Origin of the sequence: Cupriavidus sp. D384 (assembly GCF_001652915.1) — a bacterium.
Taxonomy (GTDB): domain Bacteria; phylum Pseudomonadota; class Gammaproteobacteria; order Burkholderiales; family Burkholderiaceae; genus Cupriavidus.
The window spans coordinates 65,689-87,048 of sequence record NZ_BBQI01000008.1; the positions used below are offsets into that span (position 1 = coordinate 65,689).

The window sequence follows — 21,360 nt, forward strand, 5'->3', positions numbered from 1 at the left end:
CCATCCGGGAACGCATTCATGAAGATCCAATACCGCCTGTTTGCCGCGTGCGCCATGCTGTGGTGCACGCTTCTGTCTGCCGCGACCGTTCCGACGGTCTCCATCTCGAGCACTCCGCTCTATGGCCAGTCGCAGAACATTCACCCGAACCTGATGCTGACGCTGTCGGTGGAATTTCCGACAACCGGCGCTGCATACCGGGGCACCTACGACAAGTCGCAGGGCTACCTTGGGTACTTCAACAACGCGAAGTGCTATACGTACGATTCCACGAACGGCTACTTCAAAATCTCCGGCGACGCCACAAGTGCGCACGAGTGCTCGAGTGCGTTCAGCGGCAACTTCATGAACTGGGCATCGGCATCGGCAATCGACGAACTGCGCCTGGCTATGACCGGCGGTGACCGCGTCATCGACACCCGCACACAGACCGTTCTGCAGCGCGCGCTGCTGCGTGCCGACTTCTTCAAGAGCGGCAGTTACTTTCCGCTTAAGAGCATCAACGGCAATGGTACGACCAGCGCGCCAAACAAGGTAACACCCTTCAGCTACAGCACGCTGTACATGGCCTCCTGCGGCAACCACATCTTTTTTTCGGATGCCGACGACTCCAAGGCGAGCTGCTCCAGCCTGGGCAAGTACGCCGACGTCAGTAAGAACGGGACCGTCACCGAACGGCGGGGATACCGCGTACAGGTGCAGGTTTGCGACAGCAGTGAAGCCGCCACCCGCAGCGACCTCTGCTATAGCTACGATGGCACGAACTACAAGCCCGTGGGCCAGATGCAGCGCAACGCCGACCGTGTTCGCTTCGCTGCTTTCGGCTACCTGAACGATCCGACGAACAACACCAGCAACGCGCAGAACGAGCGCTACGGCGGCGTGCTCCGTGCGCCGATGAAGTACCTTGGCGACAATGCGGTGAATACCTCGCTGAACACCATCACCAATCCGAACAAGGAATGGGATTCCTACGGTGTGCTGGTCACCAACCCGCTCAGCGACGCCTCGGGCAACAGCGGCGTGATCAACTACCTGAACAAGTTCGGGCGTACGCTGGTCACAGACCTGGGCAAGCCTACGGACAACCCGGCCGGCAACTACAAGCAGTATGACCCGCTGAGCGAGTTGTACTACGAGAGCATCCGCTATCTGCAGAACCACCCTGATGGCCCGACGCCCGAAGCGATCCAGAACGTTTCGACCGCCTACGCGGACAACTTCGCCTACTACAAGTCGTGGAGCGACCCGCTGCTGAACAGCTGCCAGCGCAACTATGTGCTGACCATTGGTGACATCAACACCCACCAAGACCACTATATTCCGGGCAATTCCATTTCGAATCAGGGCGACCCGGCGCGCTCCACCGATTCCTGGAGCAAATTCAACGTAGTCGAGTGGACCAACAAGGTGGGTGCACTGGAAACTAACACGCCGGCCGCCGGCAACGCGAGCCCGCTCGATTCGTCGTTCACCAATCTCGGGACCAAAAACCACCCCACTTCTAACTGGTCGTCCTATTACATGGCGGGCGTAGCCTACTGGGCACACTCGTCCGCGTTCCGTCCGACCATGCCCGACGCTCGTGTGACAACGTTCGGCATCGACGTGAACGAAAACGGCAACGGCACGGTAGGCAGCACGCAGCGCCAAAGCCAGATCTATCTGGCATCCAAGTACGGCGGCTTTAAGGAAGAGACGGTGGACGGCGGCAACAAGGACGGAAACCCCTTCAAGACTCTGGGTTCCGGCGGCACTGTGGTCACCAATAATACGGAATGGGAGGCGGCACCGACCGGCTCCAACATTCCATCGAATTGGTTCCTGGCCAGCCAGCCGGCGCAGATGATCAGTGCGATCAAGCAGATCTTCACGCAGATCACCAGTTCGGCAGGCACGTTGTCCGGCGTGGCGCTGAGCAGCACCCGGATCGTTGAGAACGGCAATGTGTACACGCCCGGCTTCGACCAGCAATGGAACGGCAAGCTTACCGCGTATCCGCTCACCAAGGGCGCCGACAATTCGGTTTCGATCACCAATACCCCGGCGTGGGAAGCCGGTGCGAAGCTGACGACTCGCGCATTCGCCACCCGCTCCCTCTTCACGCTGAACCCCACAACCGGCACCGGTACCGTTTTTGGCTGGTCCACCCTGGGCAAGCCCCAGCAGGACGCGTTGAACCTGAACCCCGGTACCGGCACCAGCGACGGACGTGGCCAGCAGCGCGTAGACTACCTGCGCGGCGATCGCAGCCAGGAAGCTGATAACCAGGGCAGCAACAACGGCATTTTCCGTGGACGTAAGAGCGTGTTCGGCGACATTATCAACTCCGGCCCCGTCTACGTCGGCGCACCGTCCACTTCGCGCACGGGCACCGACTACAACACCTTCTACACAAAATACCTGCTGCGCACGCCGATGGTCTATGTTGGCGCGAACGACGGCATGCTGCATGGTTTCAATGCCAGCACGGGCGACGAAGTATTTGCCTACGTGCCCAACGCGGTTGTCGGTAACCTCAACCAGCTGACCTCGACAACGTACAACCATCGCGCCTACGTTGATGCCACACCGGTCGTCGCAGAAGCGCAGGTCGGCAGCACCTGGCGGACCGTGCTTGCCGGCGGTTTCGGCGGCGGTGCCCAAGGGGTCTACGCGCTCGACGTGACCGATCCGGACGGCAGGAAGAGCGGCGCCGCCTTCAATGCGAACAATGTCCTGTGGGAGTTCACGGACAAGGACGATACCGACATAGGCAACGTCATGGGCACTCCGGTCATCGTCAAGCTGCTGAGCGGATACGATTCGAACAAGGTGCCGGTGTACAAGTGGTATGTCATCGTAGGCAATGGCCTGAACGCCAACCAGGACGATGGCTCCTCCAACACCAACGCACCGGGAGTGCTCTTCATCCTGTCGCTCGACAAGGCGGCCGGCGCGACCTGGTCGCTCAACGGTAACTACTGGAAGATCGTCACGCCGTCGCCGTCCACCACGGCGCTCGCCAATGGCATGAGCACGCCCGCGGTGGTCAACCAGGCCAGCGGCGCAGTTATGGCTGCCTATGCCGGTGATCTACAAGGCAATCTGTGGAAGTTCAATCTCTCCGGCTTGCCCGAGACGTGGAATGCATCCGGCGCCCTGCCCGCCTTCGGCGGCACTCCGGGCAAGCCGATGTTCGTCGCAGCATCCCCGAACAATGGGCCGCGGCAGCCGATCACCATGCAGCCGCAGGTGGTGTATGCACCCGGTGGCTACATGGTGCTCTTCGGCACGGGCAAATACTATGAACTGGCCGATACTAACGCGACCCAGACTCAATCTTTCTACGGTATCTACGACGGTGGCGGCACCAACTACGTCTCGGATCGCAGCAAACTCAATCATCAGACGCTTAGCCTGATCGACAGCAGCAAATCGATCCAGTACTCTGGCAGTACGGCCGCGCCGGGATATACCGCGCCGCGGAAGCCTGGCTGGGTGATGGACTTCCTGGATACGTCGGAACGGCAAATCACTGCCGCCGTCGTGTCGAACGGACTCGTGTACTTCAACTCGATATATACCGCCACGGGCACCTGCGGCACCAGCGGCGGCAGCCGCAGCTATGCGTTGAACTCGCTGACCGGAGCCCCGACTACCGGCATTTCCGGCTTCCAATCGAGCACCGGCATGCTGGGCGCACCGTCGATCATCATCACGAATGTCTCGGTGGGTGACCGGGACTCGATCGGCGGCATGCAGCAGACCACCCGGACCCAGGTAATTTCGTTTGGCACATCCGGGGCGGCCACCACCATGCCGCCGGTTGACACGGGCAGCCGGCCGGGCCGCATGAGCTGGCGCGAGATCCGGAACTTCAAGTTTGCGAACTGACCAGCAAGGCAGCCATGAATCCTTACCTTCTACGCCGCCAGCTCGGCTTCACGCTGGCCGAACTGATGGTCACCGTCACGATCATTGCCATCCTGAGCGCATTCGCCTATCCGTCCTATCAGCAGTTCATCCTGAAGGGACGACGCACCGAAGCCAAGGCGGCGCTGATGGGCAACATGCAGCTGTTCGAACGGCACTATTCCCAGGTCAACACGTACAACACGTCGAGTGTCGACGCGACGATCTGGACTGGTTACAAGACCTTCTCGGGCGACAATGATACGGGCAGCAACTACAGCATCCGTGCCATCTCCTGCACGGCTGGCATGACTGACGGGCAGTGCATCGAACTGCAAGCCATTCCGCGACGGGCCGATGCCACGTGCGGCACGCTCGTGCTGAGAACCAACGGCCAGAAGGACAACATGGCCAATGGGACCACCTATTCGCAAACCGCAAACTGCTGGTGACTGAGATGCCGAACTCTATCCCACGCCGCGCCGGTGGCTTCACGTTGCTGGAGCTGATTACCACCATGGCAGTTGGCATCGTGCTCGCCGGCTGCGCGATCCCGAGCATGTCGGCGTTCATGCGAAGCAACCGTGTCATGACGGCGGCCGACAGTTTCAATTCCGCTGTCACACGGGCGCGAACCATTGCCGCGGCCAGCAATACCTACGTGACCGTGGCACCCATCGGCGGGAACTGGCAGAACGGCTGGCAAGTCTTTAACGAGCACGCCACGCCTGACGGCGAATTCGACAACAACGACACCCTGATTGTCGAATACGAGAAGCTGCCCACCGATGTCACGATCACGTCGGCCTCGACCCCGCAGGGAACGGAGTACGTTTCGTTCTCGCCAGTGGGTTATTCGCAGACTAGCGACAAGAAACAGATGGCGATGACCGTCGGATTCACGATCGGCACCGCGAAACGCGTCGTGGAAATCAGCCTGCTCGGCCGCTCTCGCGTGTGCAACCCGGACATCGATACCTCGACCTGCGTCATGCCCTGAAGTGTCCGAAGTGGCATCGACCCATTCCGACCGCCGCTCGGACACACATTGACGCAACCCCGTCACATCCGGACACGTTTTAACCCCCTTCCCGCCGCTATCGTGGTCATCCGTTCCTGTCGAACCGATGCGCCATGCCTTCCTCGGCTTTCTGTCCCCCTGCCCCGCCCGCTGCCCCCGCTACCCGGCTCTCCTGCCAGCTGCTCCGCTGCCCTGCGCCAGCCCGTGGCCCTTTCCGTCGACAGGCCAGCGGTGACGTGCTGGTCGAGGCGCTGGTCTGCCTGACCATCGTTGGCCTGGGCGCGATACCGCTGGCTACGCTTGGCAGCGCGTGGCTGCGCTGGGGCGGACAGCACGAACGGCTAGGCGTCACGCTGCGGCTGGCGGCCGAACAGGCCGAAGCACGTGACGACGCCTGGCGGCTGATCGGTGGCGATGCGGCGCGTGCCGCGCTGTGCGACGTCGCTTCCGCCGGCACGGGCTGCAGCCACGGCAACCGCATCGCGCTGGGCAGCCTTCCCCCCGATCCGATGACCCGCTCGCCCCGCCAGGCAATGCCGGTCACGCACATCGCCCTCTGGGTGCGCCCATGATGCGCCGCCGCCTCAAGCACGCGCGGGGCTATACGCTCGCCAGCATGATGGTGGGCATGGCGCTGGGACTGATCGCCACGCTGGCTGCGCTAGCCACCTTCCAGGTGATGCGCGACGCGTACGACACCGTGGTCGACAGCGTTCTGATCGAGGAACGGGGACAGCGCGCGCTGTCCATCCTGACCCACACGATTCGGCAGGCAGGATGGATTCCCGCACAGGTCGCGCTGGCGCCCGCGCACCCCGCACCCGTGCCCCCCATCGAAGGGCGCGACAACTGCGCGCTGCCTTCACGCCAGCGGGCTTTGCAGGCGCAGATGGAATGCACACGCGCCGGCGTGCACGGCAGCGACGCCTTGCTGGTGCGAGTGTCCGGCAGCGGCCTGGCCGCCGACCCGACAATGCCCGACGGCACCATGAGCGACTGCGGCGGCTACGCACTGCCGGCCGTCGCCATCGTCCCGACAAAAGGGACAAGCCTGCCCCACCATGCGTCAACCAATTTCTTCTACATCGGCGTGTCCAGCGATGGCGCGCCACAGTTGCTGTGCCGCTATCCACGCCGCCAGGGCAGCCGGCTGCTCGCGGACACCCTGACGGCAGGCACCCTGGTACGCGGCGTGGAGACACTGCAACTGCGTTATGGCGTAGACCTCGACGGCGACGGCCGGATTGACCAATTTATGCCGGCACGTGAATTGCCCACCCAGGGCCCGGACATCTGGCACCGCGTGCACGCCGTGCAGATCGCCATGGTCGTGCGTGGAGACCGGGCTACCGTCCCGTCCGGGTCCGCACAGCGGCTCACGCTCTTTCCAGCCGATGACAACCGCCACGCTAACGACCACGTTTTCGTGCCGACCAGGCAACCGCGCCTGCGGCGCCGGGTGTTCGCCACCACCGTTCGGCTGCGCAATCCGTCGCCATGCCTGGAGGCCCCGCTATGCTGAGGCATCGCCAGCAGGCAGGTGCAGCGCTGCTCGCGTTCATTGCCACGCTGATGCTGCTGATGGGGGGCATCTGCGCTGCCGCCACCCACTTTCTGCTGGCCGGCAGGCAACTGGCAAGCCAGCCAATCGACCGCGAGATCGCCTTCCGCGCCGCCGAAGCAGCACTGCTCGATGGTGAAGCCGATCTGATCGCCGCCGTTGCTGCCGGCAGTCCACGCGTGGCCCACCTCCCGGCGCCGGGTACCTGCGCGGACGGTCCTCAGCGCGGCATCTGCATGGCCGATGGCAACCACCGCGTGTGGCAGCCATGGCTCGACGGCGATATCGGCAATGCGGGCGACGCCCGCGCCGACCTTGGCGTTGCGCTGGGGACATTCACCGGCGCGCAACTGCCCGTGCTGCCAACAGGCGTGATCGGCGCCACGACACTGCCCCGCTACCTGATCGAGGTCCGCGATGATCCGCCGGCGCCCGGCATGTGGCCGCGCATGCGCATCGTTGCACTGGGTGTGGGGCGGGACCCCGGCGTGCGCGTATTGCTGCAGACGGAGTTCCAGCCATGAGCATCCACCCTTGTGTCGCACGCTGGCTGTTGGGCGGGGTCCTGGTGGCGTGTGCGATGCCGGCCAGCTTCGCAACCCCGGGGCAGTTGCCACTGGGATACCGGATCTCCACCGGCGCCTATCCTTGGACGGGCCGGCTGCATGCGCTCGCATTCCGGACTGCCGCGTTGTCTCCGTCGCCTCTGCAAATGCCCTGGGAAGCCAGCGAGCGACTCGATCGGCAGGCTCTGGATGCCCGGCGGCTTTACCTGGGCGGCCATCAACTCGCCCGGCTACGCTGGTTCGAGATGGATGATGATGCCCGGGCATTGCTTGATGGCGTCGCCCCCACCGGGTCCGGTCAGGCGCGGCTGGCATGGTTGCAAGGCGATTTGCGGGTCCCTGCCCTGCGGCCGCGCGACACGCGCCTTGGCAATGCTGCCGGCGCGCGCGCGCATGTGGTGCCGCCGCCTGCCTGGCTGCCGATGCAACCGGGCCATACCGATTTCAGGCAACGCCATGCCAGGCGTCCGACCATGGTGTGGCTGGGGACACGTGACGGGTTGCTGCATGGATTCGACGCCGTGACGGGCCGCGAGCGCGCCGGCTACCTGCCACGTGCCGCGCTCGCCAGCGCCGCCGCCCTGACCGATCCCGCAGGCGCGATGCCATCCGCAACGTGCCCGCGCCCCACCAGCATCGATGCTGACCCTTCAGGCACGTGGAGAACGCTGTTGCTGTGCGGCGTTCCGGCGCGACAGACATCGTCGTTACGCCAGCCCGGGGCGGTGTTCGTGCTCGACGTTTCGACGCCCGATGCGGAAACCCCGATCCAACTGCTGTGGGAAGTCGAGGCCAGCCATGCGCTGCCGCTGTCGGGCAGCGGCCCTGTCGTGGCGGCCATGTGGCAAGAGCATGGCGAGCGGCGCTGGGCGGCAGTGGCAATCGTCGCACCCGACGCCGAAGCGGGCGCCCACGCCGGGCTTGCCCTGCTGCCGCTTGATCGCTCTGCGCGGCGCTGGTCTGCGACGGCAAGCGTCCCACGCATGACCTTGCCCGACTCCGGTTGCGACGTGACAACTGCGTCGATCCCCCTGCTGGCCGTGACGATCCGCAGCTCGGCCAGTGGCGCGGCACACACGGCCTATGCCACCGATACGGCGGGCAGGCTTTGGCGATTTGGCCTTGAACATTTGTCTGCCGGCGCTCGTGCATCGCTCCCCACCTGCATGCACCGGCAGCGCGCTTCGGCTGGAGACGCCGCGGAAGCGCCGCTTGTCGTGCAGACCGGCACCGCACCGCTGGTGGTCTACGGTGCCGGCAATGAACTGTCCGCGATACCGGATCGCACAGGTGCGCCGCGTGCCCCGGCCAGCATTCAGGCTTTACCCAGCGGCGATGGCGTGGTACTCCGGTCGGCGCAAGTCCGCGCCGGCGCGGCCGCAGACGGCTGGACGCTGAAGCTGCCCCGGCCCGGCGAACGCGTGGATACGCTGTACCGTGCCAGCCCGGTTCACCTCGGCTTCACAACCGTCGATACCGATGGACAACGTCGCAGCTACCTCGTCGATGCTGCCAGCGGCGAGTCGGTCACCACATGGGGCAGCGATGGAGCCCCCGCCCATGCCGTGACGGGATTGCCGTGGGCCGGTGGCATGGCCGCACCCATCGGCGTCATATCGACACTCGCAACGGGCCACGCCGCGGCACCCGGTGCTTCGACACGTGACACGTTCGGACTGGATCTCTGGCAGGTGAACGGCAATACGGCAACGCCATTGCAACAGGCACGCTGGCATCGGCGGCGCGGACGACTGGGCTGGCGGGAACTGGTGAGGTCGCCACAATGACGGTGCTTCTGCCTGATCGTGTCGCGCGGCGCGCCGGTTTCAGCCTGGTCGAACTGCTGGCCGTAGTGATCATCGCCGTCGTGCTGACGATGCTGGCCGCGCCCGCGTGGCAGCGTCACACAGAGCGCGGCTGGCGCATGCAGGCGCGTGCCGAACTGGTGTCGGCCATGCTCGCGCTCGAACGCCATGCATTGATCAACCTGACATTCGCCAGCACTGCCGATGACACGACACCCGCTGGCAAATGGCCCAGGGCCGTACCACCGCCGCCTGCCCGTACGCATCACTGGCTGACAGCCACCCGTTGCGAAGGCATATCGCTGTCGCGCTGCGTGGAAGTGCGCGCGGCCCCGGTGAAGCGCGACCCGCTTTGCGGGACCGTTGTGCTGCGCAGCACCGGAGAGTGGCTTTATCTGCCCACGCCGGACGAACGTGCGCGTGCCCTGCCGCCGGGGTGCTAGCGCCATGGCACGGTCTAGATTGTGGCAGCACCATGGCGTGACGCTGACCGAACTGCTGGTGTCGCTGGCGGTGTCGGCAGTGCTCGCGGTGGCGGCCTGGCCCACCATCGGCACGCTCGTCGCCGAGCATAGCGCCGGCCACGCTGCGGATCGCCTGGCGGCGTCGCTGGCCCTGGGCCGCACCACGGCGTCGGCAAGGCGTGCCGAGGTGCGGCTGGAGCCGATCCACGGTGCCGATACCCTGGCACGCGGCTGGCAGCTGACAGCGATGGGCGACGCCCCTGCCGGCGACCGGACGCCGCCGTTCTCGGTGGTCGCCCTGCATGACCGCTGCCTGCGCATCACGCTGCGCGCCACCGCCGGCACCGCAACCACCCAAAGCCTGCGCTTGACACCTGTGGGATACTCACGATCTGAGCGTGGTGGCTTTCTGGCCGCCACATTCCTGGTGCGTTGCCACCAGGCGCAGCGCCAGGTACGGCTCGGCGCCCAGGGACGCATCCGGATCTGCCGGCCCGGCGCCGACGCCGATTGCGACTGACAATTCCGCAGGCGCCAGGGGCCGGATCGCCGATCCTGAATTCCCAGAATTTCGATTGACCGGACACACCACTTCAGGCCCGACTCGCCACACCATGTTTTCCGATTCCGACCATACCGCCATGGCACAGGCCCTGGCACTCGCCGCGCGGGGCATGTACACCACCACGCCAAACCCTCGCGTCGGTTGTGTGCTGATGAAGGACGGGCAGGTCATCGGACAGGGCTATACACAGCCGGCCGGCCAGGATCACGCTGAAATCCAGGCCATGAAGGACGCCATTGCGCGTGGTCACGACCCCGCCGGTGCCACGGCTTATGTCACGCTGGAGCCGTGCAGCCACTTTGGCCGCACGCCGCCGTGTGCCGATGCGCTGGTGCGCGCGCGCATCGCCCGCGTGGTGGCCGCCATGGAGGACCCGAATCCGAGCGTATCTGGCCGTGGCCTGCAGCGCCTGCGTGACGCTGGCATCGACGTGCGCTGCGGACTGCTCGAAAAGGAAGCACGCGACCTCAATATCGGCTTTATCTCGCGCATGACGCGCGGCCGGCCGTGGGTGCGCGTCAAGGTGGCCGCGTCGCTCGATGGCGGCACCGCCTTGCACGACGGCACCAGCCAGTGGATCACGAGCCAGGCTGCCCGTGATGACGGCCACGCCTGGCGGGCCCGTGCCTGCGCGATCCTGACCGGCATCGGCACCGTACGGGACGACAACCCCGCGCTGACCGTGCGGGCCGTGGACACCCCGCGTCAGCCGCAACGCGTGCTGGTCGATTCCCGGCTCGAAGTACCGCTTGACGCGCAGATCCTGAATCGCGACACGGGCGACTTCGCCAAGCCCGTGCTGGTGTTCTGCGCCGTCGAGGACAAGGCCCGCCAGCGTGCGCTGGAAGACCGGGGCGCCGAAGTCGTGGTGCTGCCCAACCGGCACGGCAAGGTGGAGCTGCGCCGCATGCTCGAAGCGCTGGGCCAGCGCGGCATCAACGAACTGCATGTGGAAGCCGGCTACAAGCTCAACGGATCGCTGATCCGCGAAGGCTGCGCCGACGAACTGCTGGTCTACATGGCGCCCCGGCTGCTTGGCGACGCACAAGGCATGTTCAACCTGCCCCCGTTGACCAGACTGGAAGACGCCGCGCAATTCCGCTGGCACGAGGTGCGGCAGATCGGCGACGACCTGCGCCTGATCGCCCGCCGTGCCGACAGCAAGGACTGACAACCGTATTCATCGTATTCAGACAGAGGCAAGCATGTTTACTGGCATTGTGGCGGCCGTGGGCCGCATCGAAACCGTTTCGCCGCTGGGCGATGCCAACGCGGGCGTGCGCCTGCGGGTGGCGGCTGGCGGCCTGGACCTGTCCGACGTGGGCATCGGCGACAGCATCGCCATCCAGGGTGCCTGCATGACCGTGGTCACGCTGGAAGCCGGCCACTTCGACGTGGACGTCTCGCGCGAATCGCTGGACAAGACCGTCGGACTGGCGCAGCCGGGCCGCGTCAATCTCGAAAAGGCCCTGCGCCTGGCCGATCGCCTGGGCGGCCATCTGGTCTCCGGCCATGTCGATGGACTGGGTGAAGTGGTTCGCTTCGCCCCCGTGGGCGAGTCGCACGAACTGCGCATCCGCGCCCCGCGCGAGCTGGGCCGCTACCTGGCGTACAAGGGCTCGGTGGTGGTGAATGGCGTCTCGCTGACCGTCAACAGCGTCAGCGACGGGGCCGACGGCTGCGAGTTCTCGATCAACCTGATCCCGCATACCGTGGAAGTGACCACGCTCAACGAACTGGCCCCGGCCAAGCGCGTGAACCTGGAAATCGACCTGATCGCGCGATATGTGGAACGGATGCTGTCGGCGTCCGACGGGGTGGCGAAGCCGGCGATCTGAACGGCGCGCGTAGTGACCAGCCCGGGCACACGCCCCGGCTGGCGCTCGCCGGGCACCCTGCCCGGCCCCCCTCCCGACGCCTCACCCGACGCCTCACCCGACGCCTCACCCGACGCCTACTCGTCACCCTTCGTCCCGACCGTCTCGGTCACCTTGCGCGTGGCGATCCAGTCGCCGATGGCCAGCATCACGGGCCGCTCGCGACCGGCAAAGCCGTGTTGCGAGAACGCTTCGCAGGGCTCACCACGCACGCCCTTCGCGCCTTGCACCGTGATCAGCGGAATGCTGCCGTGACGCGCGGCGATGGTGCGATATTGGGTCAGCGGGCAGGGGTCATCCTGATGATGGACGAACAGCTGGTCCACATGCGCGGCAGTCCAGTCGAAATCCCACATCGCCAGGCCGTGCACCGGTCCCCGGCCCCGTCCGGCGCGCGGATCGGTGAACGTTGACGTATGGACCGCGCCGTCGATCCGGCCGTCGAGCTTGCGGGCCAGGAATGCGCTGGATACCGTGCCGTAGCTCGTACCGATCAGGTAGACCTTGCTGACGCCTTGTTCCGCCTTGAGCTTGTCGATGGCCGCGCCAATATCGGCGGCATACTGGTCCGACTCGCGGTAGGTGTCATCGCAATTCGTCCAGCGGTCCTTGGGACAATCCACCAGTACCGTCATGACACTGTCGCTGACCAGATGCCGGCGAGCGCGCACCAGAAAATTCCCGCGCAGCTGGAATTCCGGCGCCCCACCGGCCTGCACCTCCACCCTGAGCACTCCGGGATAACCGGGGAACAGCAAGGCGGCAGTCGTCGGCTTCGACCCGGGCTTCTTGCTGACCACGAGATTGAGTTCCGTGCCGCGTGGCAGGCTGACACTGACGATACTTTCGTCCAGCGCCACCTCCTGCGCGGACGCCACCAGCGCCAGACAGAGTCCCGCCATGGTCAGGGCATATCGGATGGCTCGCAGCATGATTCCCCTTCTCGACGTATTTTCTTGATTCTCCGTCCATCAAAAGGCAAACGGCCTCCAGCCAGCATAGCGGAGGCCGTTTGCGTCGGCGCCAACTACGCGCCGAACTTACACCGTGATGTCGATGTTGTTGCCCAGGTGCGGCGGATTGCTGGCGCCGGAGACGGCCGGCGCCGACTGGAGCAGCTGGGTCATGCTCTGCGCCTGCAGGTCCAGCGTCTTGCGCAGCATCAGCAGCGCGACCGGATCGCTGCCGGCATCGGCTGCGCCCAGCGAACTGACGAGAGAAGTCACCATAGGAATTACCTGACGAGTTGATCAAGAGTGCGGCCGCATGGCGCTTACAACTGCGCCATGACGCCACACCCGTAATGTCGGCATCCAGATCAAGAGCTTTAATCGCCTCTTTTATTAATCCATGACGCCGGCCTCAGGCGTCGGGCGCCAGAAACCTGGGTGCACCCGCTGTATCCAGGGTGCCGTCCTCGCGCTCGACGAACAGGCCCCTCGCAACGTTGTGCGGATGCCGGGCCGCCTCGGCAATACTGAGCACCGGCGCGTAGCACACGTCCGTCCCGCCCAGCAGGCTGTCCCAGTGGGCGCGCGGCTGGCTCAGGAACAACGCCGTGAAGCGCGCCTTGAGGGCGGGCCAGGCGGCGTGGTCATACTGGCTTGCCGGATCGACATCTTCCAGACCCAGCTTCGTCAGCAGCAACGCGTAGAACTGCGGCTCCAGGGCGCCGATCGTGATGAATCCGCCATCGGCGCAGGCGTAGACATCGTAGAACGGCGACTGATGGAACGGGCTGGGCTGGTCTCCGTCCAGCTGGCCGTTGTTGCGCACCCAGAGGGCGATGCTGCCGAGCATCGCCACGATGTCGACGATGGCACCGTCCACCACGCGGCCACGGCCCGTGGCGCGGGCGTCGAGCATGGCGCAGACCATACCGAAGGCCAGCCCCAGCGCGCCGCCTGCGTCGCCCAGCACCGTGGGCGGGGTGATCGGCGCCTGCCCGGGCCGCGCCGCCAGAGACAGCATGCCCGTCAGCGCGACGTAGTTCAGGTCATGTCCGGCGGTCTGCGCCAGCGGCCCGGTCTGACCCCAGCCCGTCATGCGCCCGTAGACCAGCGCGGGATTGCGGGCAGCGCAGTCGGCCGGGCCCAGCCCCAGCCGCTCCATCACGCCGGGCCGGTTGCCTTCGATCAGGCCATCGGCCATGCCAACCAGGCGCAGGGCTTCGGCCAGGTCGGCCGGCTGCTTCAGGTCCAGCGGCACCATGGTCTTGCCGCGCCTGAGTGGACTGGGCTTGCTGCCGCCCAGCTGGTCGGCCACGGCCGTGCGCTGGCGCCTGGCGATGACCGTGACCTCGGCGCCCATGTCGGCCAGCATCCGGCCAGCCAGCGGCCCGGGACCGAGGCCTTCGAACTCGACAATACGGATGCCCTGCAGTGGTGGATGCATCTGATATCTCCCATTGATCTGGCCGGCCGTCCCAAAGTCTGGCGGCGCAACCGTTCCGATATGCCGCCTTGCTCACATTCCCGCAACCCGGACCAACCCGGACCCTGCTGCGGGAGGCCGGGGCCGCCCCTGAAGCCGGGGCATCGTCGAACGGCATGGCGTACAATAGCGGCCTTGATTTCGCCGGTCTCGCGGCATCCGCGCCGGCCCTGCCCGCCTGATTGCTTGTCCGATTGCTCGCATCCGCACCCGCCCCTCATTGAACGCCGTCCCAAGCCATGACTATCGCCCGTACTGAAGACATCATTGCCGACATTCGCGCCGGCCGCATGGTCATCCTCGTTGACGAGGAAGACCGCGAGAACGAGGGGGATCTGGTCCTGGCGGCCGACTTCGTGACGCCCGAAGCCATCAACTTCATGGCGAAGTATGGCCGCGGCCTGATCTGCCTGACGCTGACCGCCGAGCGCTGCCGCCAGCTGGAGCTGTATCCGATGGTGTCGCGCAACGGCACCGTGCATGGCACGAACTTCACCGTATCGATCGAGGCCGCCGAGGGCGTGACCACCGGCATCTCGGCCGCCGACCGCTCGCGCACGGTGCAAGCCGCCGTGGCCCGCGACGCCAAGGCCGCCGATCTGGTACAGCCAGGTCATATCTTCCCGCTGACGGCCCAGCCGGGCGGCGTGCTGATCCGCGCCGGCCATACCGAAGCCGGCTGCGACCTGGGCGCACTGGCCGGCCTGACCCCGGCGGCGGTGATCTGCGAGATCATGAAGGACGATGGCACGATGGCGCGCCTGCCCGACCTGATCGAATTCGCACGCGAACACGACCTGAAGATCGGCACGATCGCCGACCTGATTCATTACCGCAGCCGTACCGAGAGCATTATCGAACGCACGGGCGAGCGCGACATGCAGACGCCGTGGGGCAAGTTCCGCAGCGTGATGTACCGCGACAAGCCGTCGGGCCGCGCCCATCTGGCGCTGGTCAAGGGCCAGCCGCATCCGGATACGGCAACCCTGGTGCGCGTGCACGAGCCGCTGTCGGTGCTGGACCTGCTGGAAGCCGGCCGCACCACGCACTCGTGGAGCCTGCCGGCGGCCCTGGAAACGCTGCACGGCGCCGACCAGGGCGTGATGGTGCTGCTGAACTGCGGCGATGCGCCCGAGCAGCTGTTCGAACAGTTTGCCGCGCTGGACGCCCCGCACAACCGCCCACGCCGCAAGCCTGACCTGCGCACGTACGGTGTGGGCGCCCAGATCCTGCGCGATATCGGGGTGGGCAAGATGCGCGTGCTGGGCTCGCCGCGCAAGATGCCGAGCATGACCGGTTACGATCTGGAAATCGTCGGCTGCCAGCCCATGGATGGCGAGCCGAATTGCGATTGAACGCGATTGAAGGCGATTGAACGCGATTGAAGGCGATTGAAGGCGATTGAACGCGATTGAACGAAGCACCCGCCCGCGGTACGGAATCACGCGGCACCGGTATTCCTGCCGATGCCTGACCGAATGAATGGAGAACTGACAATGGATCATGGCTTCTACGAGAGCAACCTCGACGGTGAAGGCCTGCGCATCGGTATTGTGCAAGCCCGTTTCAACGAGCCTGTCTGCGACGAGCTGCGCGAAGCCTGCACGGCAGAACTGGAAAAGCTCGGTGTCGAGGGTGAAGACACGCTGCTGGTGACCGTGCCTGGCGCGCTCGAAGTGCCGCTGGCCCTGCAGAAGATGGCCGAAAGCGGCCAGTTCGACGCACTGATCGCGCTGGGCGCCGTGGTGCGCGGCGAGACCTATCACTTCGAGCTGGTCTCGAACGAATCGGGCGCCGGTATCACGCGCGTGGGCCTGGATTTCAACGTGCCCATTGCCAATGGCATCCTGACCGTCGACACCGACGCGCAGGCCCATGCCCGCACGCGCGAAAAGGGCCGTGACTGCGCCCGCACCGCCGTGGAAATGGCCAACCTGGTCGTGGCGCTGGACTCCCTGCGCGAGGACGACGGCCGCGATGAAGATGACGAGGAAGATGATGAGTAATGCCCCCGACAACGGCGACGCGCAAGACGCCGCCGGCAAGCCGGCCGGCGCCAAGGCGCGCACCGAACCCAAGGCACCGCCCAAGAGCGCGCGCCGCCGGTCCCGGGAACTGGCCCTGCAAGGCCTGTATCAATGGCTGCTGAATCGCAATGATATTGGTGCAATTCAGGCCCACCTGCATGACGCGCAAGGCTTCAACAAGGCCGATCGCGAGCATTTCGACGCGCTGCTGGGCGGGGCCGTACGCGAGGAAGCGCGCCTGACGGCTGCCTTCGAGCCGTTTCTGGACCGTACCGTCGACGAACTGTCGCCGGTGGAACGCGCCGCCCTGCTGGTGGGTAGCTACGAGCTGGTGCACTGCCTGGACATCCCGTACAAGGTCGTGATCAACGAAGCCGTGGAACTGACCAAGACCTTCGGCGGCGTGGAAGGCTACAAGTACGTGAATGGCGTGCTCGACAAGCTGGCCGCCCAGGTGCGCGCACCCGAGGTGGCAGCACGCCGCTAGACACGCATCCACTGACTGGATGTTGCAATCCGGCGTCCGGCATCCCATGATGCCAGTCACCGGCATGACACCCGCTCCGGCGGGTGTTTTTGTTTCAACCCTGTGTTTTCGTCCCTATCGCCATGGACTACCAGCGTATCGCCACCGCTTCCCGACTTGCCAACATCGAGGCCTTCCACGTGATGGAACTGGCCAAGCAGGCCGCCGAGCTTGAACGTGCCGGCCGGCACATCATCCACATGGGCATTGGCGAGCCCGATTTCACGGCCGCCGCGCCCGTCATCCACGCGGCCGAGGCCGCGATGCGGCGCGGCGTGACGCAGTACACCGGCGCCCTGGGCATCCACGCGCTGCGCGAGGCCATTGCCGGCTACTACAAGACCGCCTACGGGCTGGATATCCCCGAGCGGCGCGTGATCGTCACGGCCGGTGCCTCGGGCGCGCTGCTGCTGGCCTGCGCGGTACTGGTGGAAATCGGCGCCGAAGTGCTGATGCCGGACCCGAGCTACCCGTGCAACCGCCATTTCGTGGCGGCATTCGACGGCCAGGCGAAGATGATCCCGAGCGGCCCGGCAGAGCGCTTCCAGCTGACGGCCGCCCAGGTGGCAGCCCATTGGGGCGACAAGACGCGCGGCGTGCTGCTGGCGTCGCCATCGAACCCGACCGGCACGTCGATCCTGCCTGACGAGCTCAAGGCCATCCTGGCAGAAGTGCGCGCGCGCCGCGGTTTCGCCATTCTCGACGAGATCTACCAGGGCCTGTCGTACGACGCCCCGCCGGTCTCGGCGCTGGCGCTCGACGACAATGTGATCACCGTCAACAGCTTCTCGAAGTACTTCAACATGACCGGCTGGCGGCTTGGCTGGCTGGTGGTGCCCGATGCGCTGGTGCCGGCGTTCGAGAAGGTGGCGCAAAACCTGTTCATCTGCGCATCGGCCGTGGCCCAGCACGCGGCCGTGGCCTGCTTCTCGCCCGAGGCCATGGCCATCTACGACGCGCGCAAGGCCGAATTCCATCGGCGCCGCGACGCGATCCTGCCAGCGCTGGAAGCGCTGGGGCTGCGCGTGCCGGTGAAGCCCGACGGCGCGTTCTATGTCTACGCCGACTGCCGCCATGTGAACCACCCGGCCGCGGGCGACGCCGACAAGCTCACCCAAGCCATCCTTCACGATGCCGGCGTGGTGATGGTGCCGGGCACGGACTTCGGCCCGCATACGGCGCGCGACTACATCCGGATCTCGTATGCGACGTCGATGGCCAATATCGAGGAAGCGATGGACCGCATGCATCATTTCCTGCGCTAGGTCTTGTCCGGGCAGCGGGCACGGAGTCGCGCCGGAAAAACAGAAAGGCACCCCGAGGGGTGCCTTTCTTCTTGCAGGATCGAATCGACCGGAGGGTCAGGCCGCCTGCGCGGTATTGCCGGAGGCTTCCAGCTTTTCGCCGTTCTGGTGATGTTCGGCCTGCGTCTTGGCATCGCCGGCTGCCGTGGCCGGCAGGCCCAGCAGCGCGCGCAGACGCGCCCGTTCGGCCAGCACCTTGGCGCCATAGCCGCCGTCGGTGTTGGTCGTGGCACCCACGTAGTACTTCAGGCCGCCCTCGATCGAACCGGCGCGGGCGATGCAGTCCTTCAGCACCAGCGCACCGATCTTGATGTTGGCGTACGGATTCAGCGCGGCGGTCACGCCGCCCACGGCCTCGTACTTGTCCTGGTGGACCTTGGTCATCACCTGCATCAGGCCCTGCGCCCCGACGCCGCTTTCGGCGTACGGATTGAAGCTGGACTCGATGGCGATCACGCCCAGGATCAGCAGCGGATCGATGCCGACCTCGCGCCCAGTCATGTAGGCAGCCTTGACCAGCTGGGCGGTCGCCTGGCTGGCCACGCGGTACTTGCGTGCGATGTACTCCGCCACGGCGGCCTGTTCGCGTGCCGATCCCAGCGCGCTCGTATTGCGCGCGTCCAGCGCCACTCGCTGGACCGGAATCTGGGCAGCCAGGTGCGCCACCGACGGGACCTTGCCCGCAGGGGTCTGGCTCCATTCATCGACGCCCGACACGGTCGGCAGGCCCTTGGCCGTTGCCGGCACTGCGGCCAGCAGCCTTGCAGCGGCGGCGTCAGCCGACATGGCCGGCACCGAGGTGCTTGCCACGGTGTGCACCGTATTTGCCGCTTCGGCATTCGCCACGGCGGCGTCCACCAGCACGGCAGGCGCTTCATTGCCCGCCAGTGCCCCGGCGAGCGACGTCCGCCATTGCTGGCTGACAGTGAGGGTGACCGCTGCGGCCACCGACAGCACCCCGAGACTGTTCAGGGTGTACTTCAAGGTTGTGCGGCCGCCGCGCAGCAACGCGCGACCTGCCACCGGATGGGCCAGTCGCACTTGCAGTGCACGGCTCACACCGGGTACCGGCTGTCTGAGGCGGACCTGCAATGCCCGCCCGATGCCGGGAAGATGAAGGGTTTTCCAACCGCTCATGCTTACCTCCATCCGTCGCCCGCTGCGCGCGCCTGACAACTGCGCGTGCCCGATCTCAACGTATTCAAGTAAGGATGCTGCGCCACCTAGCAGGGGTGTCCAGCATCTGTTGGCGGGCGCTCCCCATGCGCCCAACGAGAAACAGGGTACCGCTTGGGGAGCCGCACCCTGCCACTAAGATCACTCATCGACTCCGGCATCCCGCCAGAGGACTGCGCACCGGGCTCCTCCCTGGGGCCGCTTGATGGACAGTCGATTCGGAAATGTCGACGTTGCTTTTTTCGCCACCGCCCTCTTGACACGAGGGCGAAAGCTATGTTGCAGCGCAACTCTCCTTAGAGCAGACCGGATTGTAGGAACGCTTTTATAACCCGTCAAGCATAAGAAAGACAAAAATCCCTACTTTTAGAAATATGTAACAGGGCCTTTTTAGACACTCCCGGGCTGACCACTGCCCTCCGATCGCAGGCCACGCCTAGGCTGGCAATTGTCTGAACAAATGACTATCGTCATCAATTACTTACAATTTCGCTGCGTCCGCCGGCACGTTTTTTTTGCGCCTTTGAGGTGGCGTGTGTATCGTCACACACATCGCTGCAGCGTGCCATGGGATGGCGCGACGCCACATCTCCGAACCAAATTCACTATGCAATACAAAGATTTGCGCGATTTCATCGGTCAGCTCGAACAGCGCGATGACCTCAAGCGCGTTGCCGCACCGGTATCGCCGAACCTGGAAATGACCGAGGTCTGCGACCGTCTGTTGCGTGCGGAAGGCCCGGCCGTCCTGTTCGAACAGCCGCGCCGCGACGATGGTGATATCTATAAAGTGCCGGTCCTGGCAAATCTGTTCGGGACGCCACAAAGAGTAGCGCTTGGCATGGGCGCGTCGACACTGGAAGATTTGCGCGATATCGGCCGCGTGCTGTCGGCGCTCAAGGAGCCCGAGCCACCGCGCGGCCTGCGCGAAGCCGGCAAGCTGTTCACGCTGGCCAAGTCGGTATGGGACATGGCCCCCAAGCGCGTCAGCAGCCCCGCCTGCCAGGAAATCGTCTGGGAAGGCAACGACGTCGACCTGGCGCGGCTGCCGATCCAGACCTGCTGGCCCGGCGACGCCGCACCGCTGATTACATGGGGCCTGGTCGTGACCAAGGGCCCGCACAAGAAGCGCCAGAACCTGGGTATCTATCGCCAGCAGGTCATCAGCCGCAACCAGGTGATCATGCGCTGGCTGGCGCATCGCGGCGGCGCGCTCGATTTCCGCGAGCACGCGTTGGCCAACCCCGGCAAGCCGTTCCCGATCGCCGTGGCGCTGGGGGCCGACCCGGCCACGATCCTGGGCGCGGTCACGCCGGTGCCCGATACGCTGTCCGAGTACCAGTTTGCCGGCCTGCTGCGCGGCAGCCGTACCGCGCTGGCAAATTGCATCACGCCGACGTTGTCCGAGCTGTCGGTGCCGGCATCGGCCGAATTCGTGCTCGAGGGCCATATCCAGCCCGACCCGAACCATCCGTCCGGGTATCAGCACGCACTGGAGGGGCCGTACGGCGACCACACCGGCTACTACAACGAGCAGGACTGGTTCCCGGTATTCACCATCGACCGCATCACCATGCGGCGCGACCCGATCTACCACTCCACCTACACCGGCAAGCCGCCCGATGAGCCGGCCGTGCTGGGCGTGGCCCTCAACGAAGTGTTCGTGCCGCTGCTGCAGAAGCAGTTTCCGGAGATCACCGACTTCTACCTGCCGCCCGAAGGCTGCAGCTACCGCATGGCGGTGGTGCGCATGAAGAAGCAGTACGCCGGCCATGCCAAGCGCGTGATGTTCGGCGTGTGGAGCTTCCTGCGCCAGTTCATGTACACCAAGTTCATCATCGTGGTGGATGACGACATCGACGCGCGCGACTGGAAGGAAGTGATCTGGGCCATCACCACGCGCGTGGACCCTAGCCGCGACACGGTGATGGTCGACAACACCCCGATCGACTACCTCGACTTCGCCTCGCCCGTCTCGGGCCTGGGCTCGAAGATGGGCATCGATGCCACCGACAAGTGGCCCGGCGAAACCACGCGCGAGTGGGGCACGCCGATCAAGATGGACCCGGCCGTGAAGACGCGCGTCGACGAAATCTGGGGCACGCTGTTCGAATCCGGCAAGTAGCCGGCAAGTTGCCACC

The 21,360-nt window shown here is 65.5% G+C and carries 20 protein-coding genes; 16 read left to right on the forward strand and 4 right to left on the reverse strand.

Annotated features, from left to right (window positions below):
• Positions 1 to 18: 18 nt before the first annotated feature.
• The 11 genes from A9J21_RS02975 (at position 19) to A9J21_RS03025 (ending at position 11,714) form a co-directional block, all read left to right on the forward strand.
• Positions 19 to 3,876: a pilus assembly protein gene (locus A9J21_RS02975; RefSeq protein ID WP_066731710.1), complete on the forward strand. Its 3,858-nt coding sequence runs from the start codon at positions 19 to 21 to the stop codon at positions 3,874 to 3,876.
• A 14-nt stretch (positions 3,877 to 3,890) separates the two neighbouring features.
• Positions 3,891 to 4,346 (forward strand): type IV pilin protein, encoded by a 456-nt coding sequence (locus tag A9J21_RS02980; protein WP_066731712.1) that lies wholly within the window; start codon positions 3,891 to 3,893, stop codon positions 4,344 to 4,346.
• A 5-nt stretch (positions 4,347 to 4,351) separates the two neighbouring features.
• On the forward strand, positions 4,352 to 4,894 hold the full coding sequence (locus A9J21_RS02985) for a GspH/FimT family pseudopilin (protein ID WP_082926211.1): 543 nt from the start codon (positions 4,352 to 4,354) through the stop codon (positions 4,892 to 4,894).
• 257 nt (positions 4,895 to 5,151) lie between these two features.
• On the forward strand, positions 5,152 to 5,487 hold the full coding sequence (locus A9J21_RS02990) for a hypothetical protein (RefSeq protein ID WP_082926212.1): 336 nt from the start codon (positions 5,152 to 5,154) through the stop codon (positions 5,485 to 5,487).
• The gene (locus tag A9J21_RS02995; RefSeq protein ID WP_231906792.1) at positions 5,484 to 6,437 is read left to right on the forward strand and encodes a PilW family protein; all 954 of its coding nucleotides are present in this window, start codon (positions 5,484 to 5,486) and stop codon (positions 6,435 to 6,437) included. Before A9J21_RS02990 ends, A9J21_RS02995 begins: the two co-directional genes overlap by 4 nt.
• Complete coding sequence (locus A9J21_RS03000; RefSeq protein WP_066731714.1) at positions 6,431 to 7,000, forward strand: pilus assembly protein PilX; 570 nt, start codon at positions 6,431 to 6,433, stop codon at positions 6,998 to 7,000. Before A9J21_RS02995 ends, A9J21_RS03000 begins: the two co-directional genes overlap by 7 nt.
• Complete coding sequence (locus A9J21_RS03005; protein WP_066731716.1) at positions 6,997 to 8,829, forward strand: pilus assembly protein PilY; 1,833 nt, start codon at positions 6,997 to 6,999, stop codon at positions 8,827 to 8,829. The genes A9J21_RS03000 and A9J21_RS03005 overlap by 4 nt, the downstream gene beginning before the upstream one ends.
• The gene (locus tag A9J21_RS03010; RefSeq protein WP_066731718.1) at positions 8,826 to 9,290 is read left to right on the forward strand and encodes a type IV pilin protein; all 465 of its coding nucleotides are present in this window, start codon (positions 8,826 to 8,828) and stop codon (positions 9,288 to 9,290) included. The genes A9J21_RS03005 and A9J21_RS03010 overlap by 4 nt, the downstream gene beginning before the upstream one ends.
• A gap of 4 nt (positions 9,291 to 9,294) precedes the next feature.
• Positions 9,295 to 9,831, forward strand: coding sequence for a GspH/FimT family pseudopilin (locus A9J21_RS03015; protein ID WP_066731720.1), 537 nt, complete (start codon positions 9,295 to 9,297; stop codon positions 9,829 to 9,831).
• Positions 9,832 to 9,925: 94 nt separating this feature from the next.
• Complete coding sequence (ribD, locus tag A9J21_RS03020) at positions 9,926 to 11,047, forward strand: bifunctional diaminohydroxyphosphoribosylaminopyrimidine deaminase/5-amino-6-(5-phosphoribosylamino)uracil reductase RibD (protein WP_066731722.1); 1,122 nt, start codon at positions 9,926 to 9,928, stop codon at positions 11,045 to 11,047.
• Positions 11,048 to 11,081: 34 nt separating this feature from the next.
• The gene (locus A9J21_RS03025) at positions 11,082 to 11,714 is read left to right on the forward strand and encodes a riboflavin synthase (RefSeq protein ID WP_066731725.1); all 633 of its coding nucleotides are present in this window, start codon (positions 11,082 to 11,084) and stop codon (positions 11,712 to 11,714) included.
• Positions 11,715 to 11,830: 116 nt separating this feature from the next.
• Here the strand turns inward: A9J21_RS03025 and A9J21_RS03030 are convergent, their stop codons facing one another.
• The 3 genes from A9J21_RS03030 to A9J21_RS03040 form a co-directional block, all read right to left on the reverse strand.
• Positions 11,831 to 12,685, reverse strand: a complete 855-nt coding sequence (locus tag A9J21_RS03030; RefSeq protein ID WP_231906793.1) for an alpha/beta fold hydrolase — start codon at positions 12,683 to 12,685, stop codon at positions 11,831 to 11,833.
• 108 nt (positions 12,686 to 12,793) lie between these two features.
• Positions 12,794 to 12,982, reverse strand: a complete 189-nt coding sequence (locus tag A9J21_RS03035; protein ID WP_066731727.1) for a YjfB family protein — start codon at positions 12,980 to 12,982, stop codon at positions 12,794 to 12,796.
• A 133-nt stretch (positions 12,983 to 13,115) separates the two neighbouring features.
• Positions 13,116 to 14,147 carry a CaiB/BaiF CoA-transferase family protein gene (locus A9J21_RS03040; RefSeq protein WP_066731729.1) on the reverse strand — a complete coding sequence of 344 codons (1,032 nt, stop codon included), beginning with the start codon at positions 14,145 to 14,147 and terminating at the stop codon, positions 13,116 to 13,118.
• Between the two features lie 278 nt (positions 14,148 to 14,425).
• On the opposite strand from A9J21_RS03040, the gene ribBA reads away from it, so the two are divergent.
• The 4 genes from ribBA (at position 14,426) to A9J21_RS03060 (ending at position 18,004) form a co-directional block, all read left to right on the forward strand.
• Positions 14,426 to 15,541, forward strand: a complete 1,116-nt coding sequence (gene ribBA, locus A9J21_RS03045) for a bifunctional 3,4-dihydroxy-2-butanone-4-phosphate synthase/GTP cyclohydrolase II (RefSeq protein ID WP_066731732.1) — start codon at positions 14,426 to 14,428, stop codon at positions 15,539 to 15,541.
• A gap of 141 nt (positions 15,542 to 15,682) precedes the next feature.
• Positions 15,683 to 16,192, forward strand: a complete 510-nt coding sequence (ribH, locus tag A9J21_RS03050) for a 6,7-dimethyl-8-ribityllumazine synthase (RefSeq protein ID WP_066731880.1) — start codon at positions 15,683 to 15,685, stop codon at positions 16,190 to 16,192.
• Positions 16,185 to 16,700, forward strand: coding sequence for a transcription antitermination factor NusB (nusB, locus tag A9J21_RS03055; protein WP_029051082.1), 516 nt, complete (start codon positions 16,185 to 16,187; stop codon positions 16,698 to 16,700). Before ribH ends, nusB begins: the two co-directional genes overlap by 8 nt.
• Before the next feature lie 122 nt (positions 16,701 to 16,822).
• Positions 16,823 to 18,004 (forward strand): pyridoxal phosphate-dependent aminotransferase, encoded by a 1,182-nt coding sequence (locus A9J21_RS03060; protein ID WP_066731734.1) that lies wholly within the window; start codon positions 16,823 to 16,825, stop codon positions 18,002 to 18,004.
• Positions 18,005 to 18,100: 96 nt separating this feature from the next.
• Here A9J21_RS03060 and A9J21_RS03065 read toward each other — a convergent pair whose 3' ends face one another.
• Entirely contained in the window at positions 18,101 to 19,180 is a 1,080-nt protein-coding gene (locus tag A9J21_RS03065) for a lytic transglycosylase domain-containing protein (protein WP_066731882.1), read from the reverse strand.
• 646 nt (positions 19,181 to 19,826) lie between these two features.
• Between A9J21_RS03065 and ubiD the strand changes: the two genes are divergently transcribed.
• Positions 19,827 to 21,344, forward strand: a complete 1,518-nt coding sequence (gene ubiD, locus A9J21_RS03070; protein ID WP_066731736.1) for a 4-hydroxy-3-polyprenylbenzoate decarboxylase — start codon at positions 19,827 to 19,829, stop codon at positions 21,342 to 21,344.
• Positions 21,345 to 21,360 lie beyond the last annotated feature (16 nt).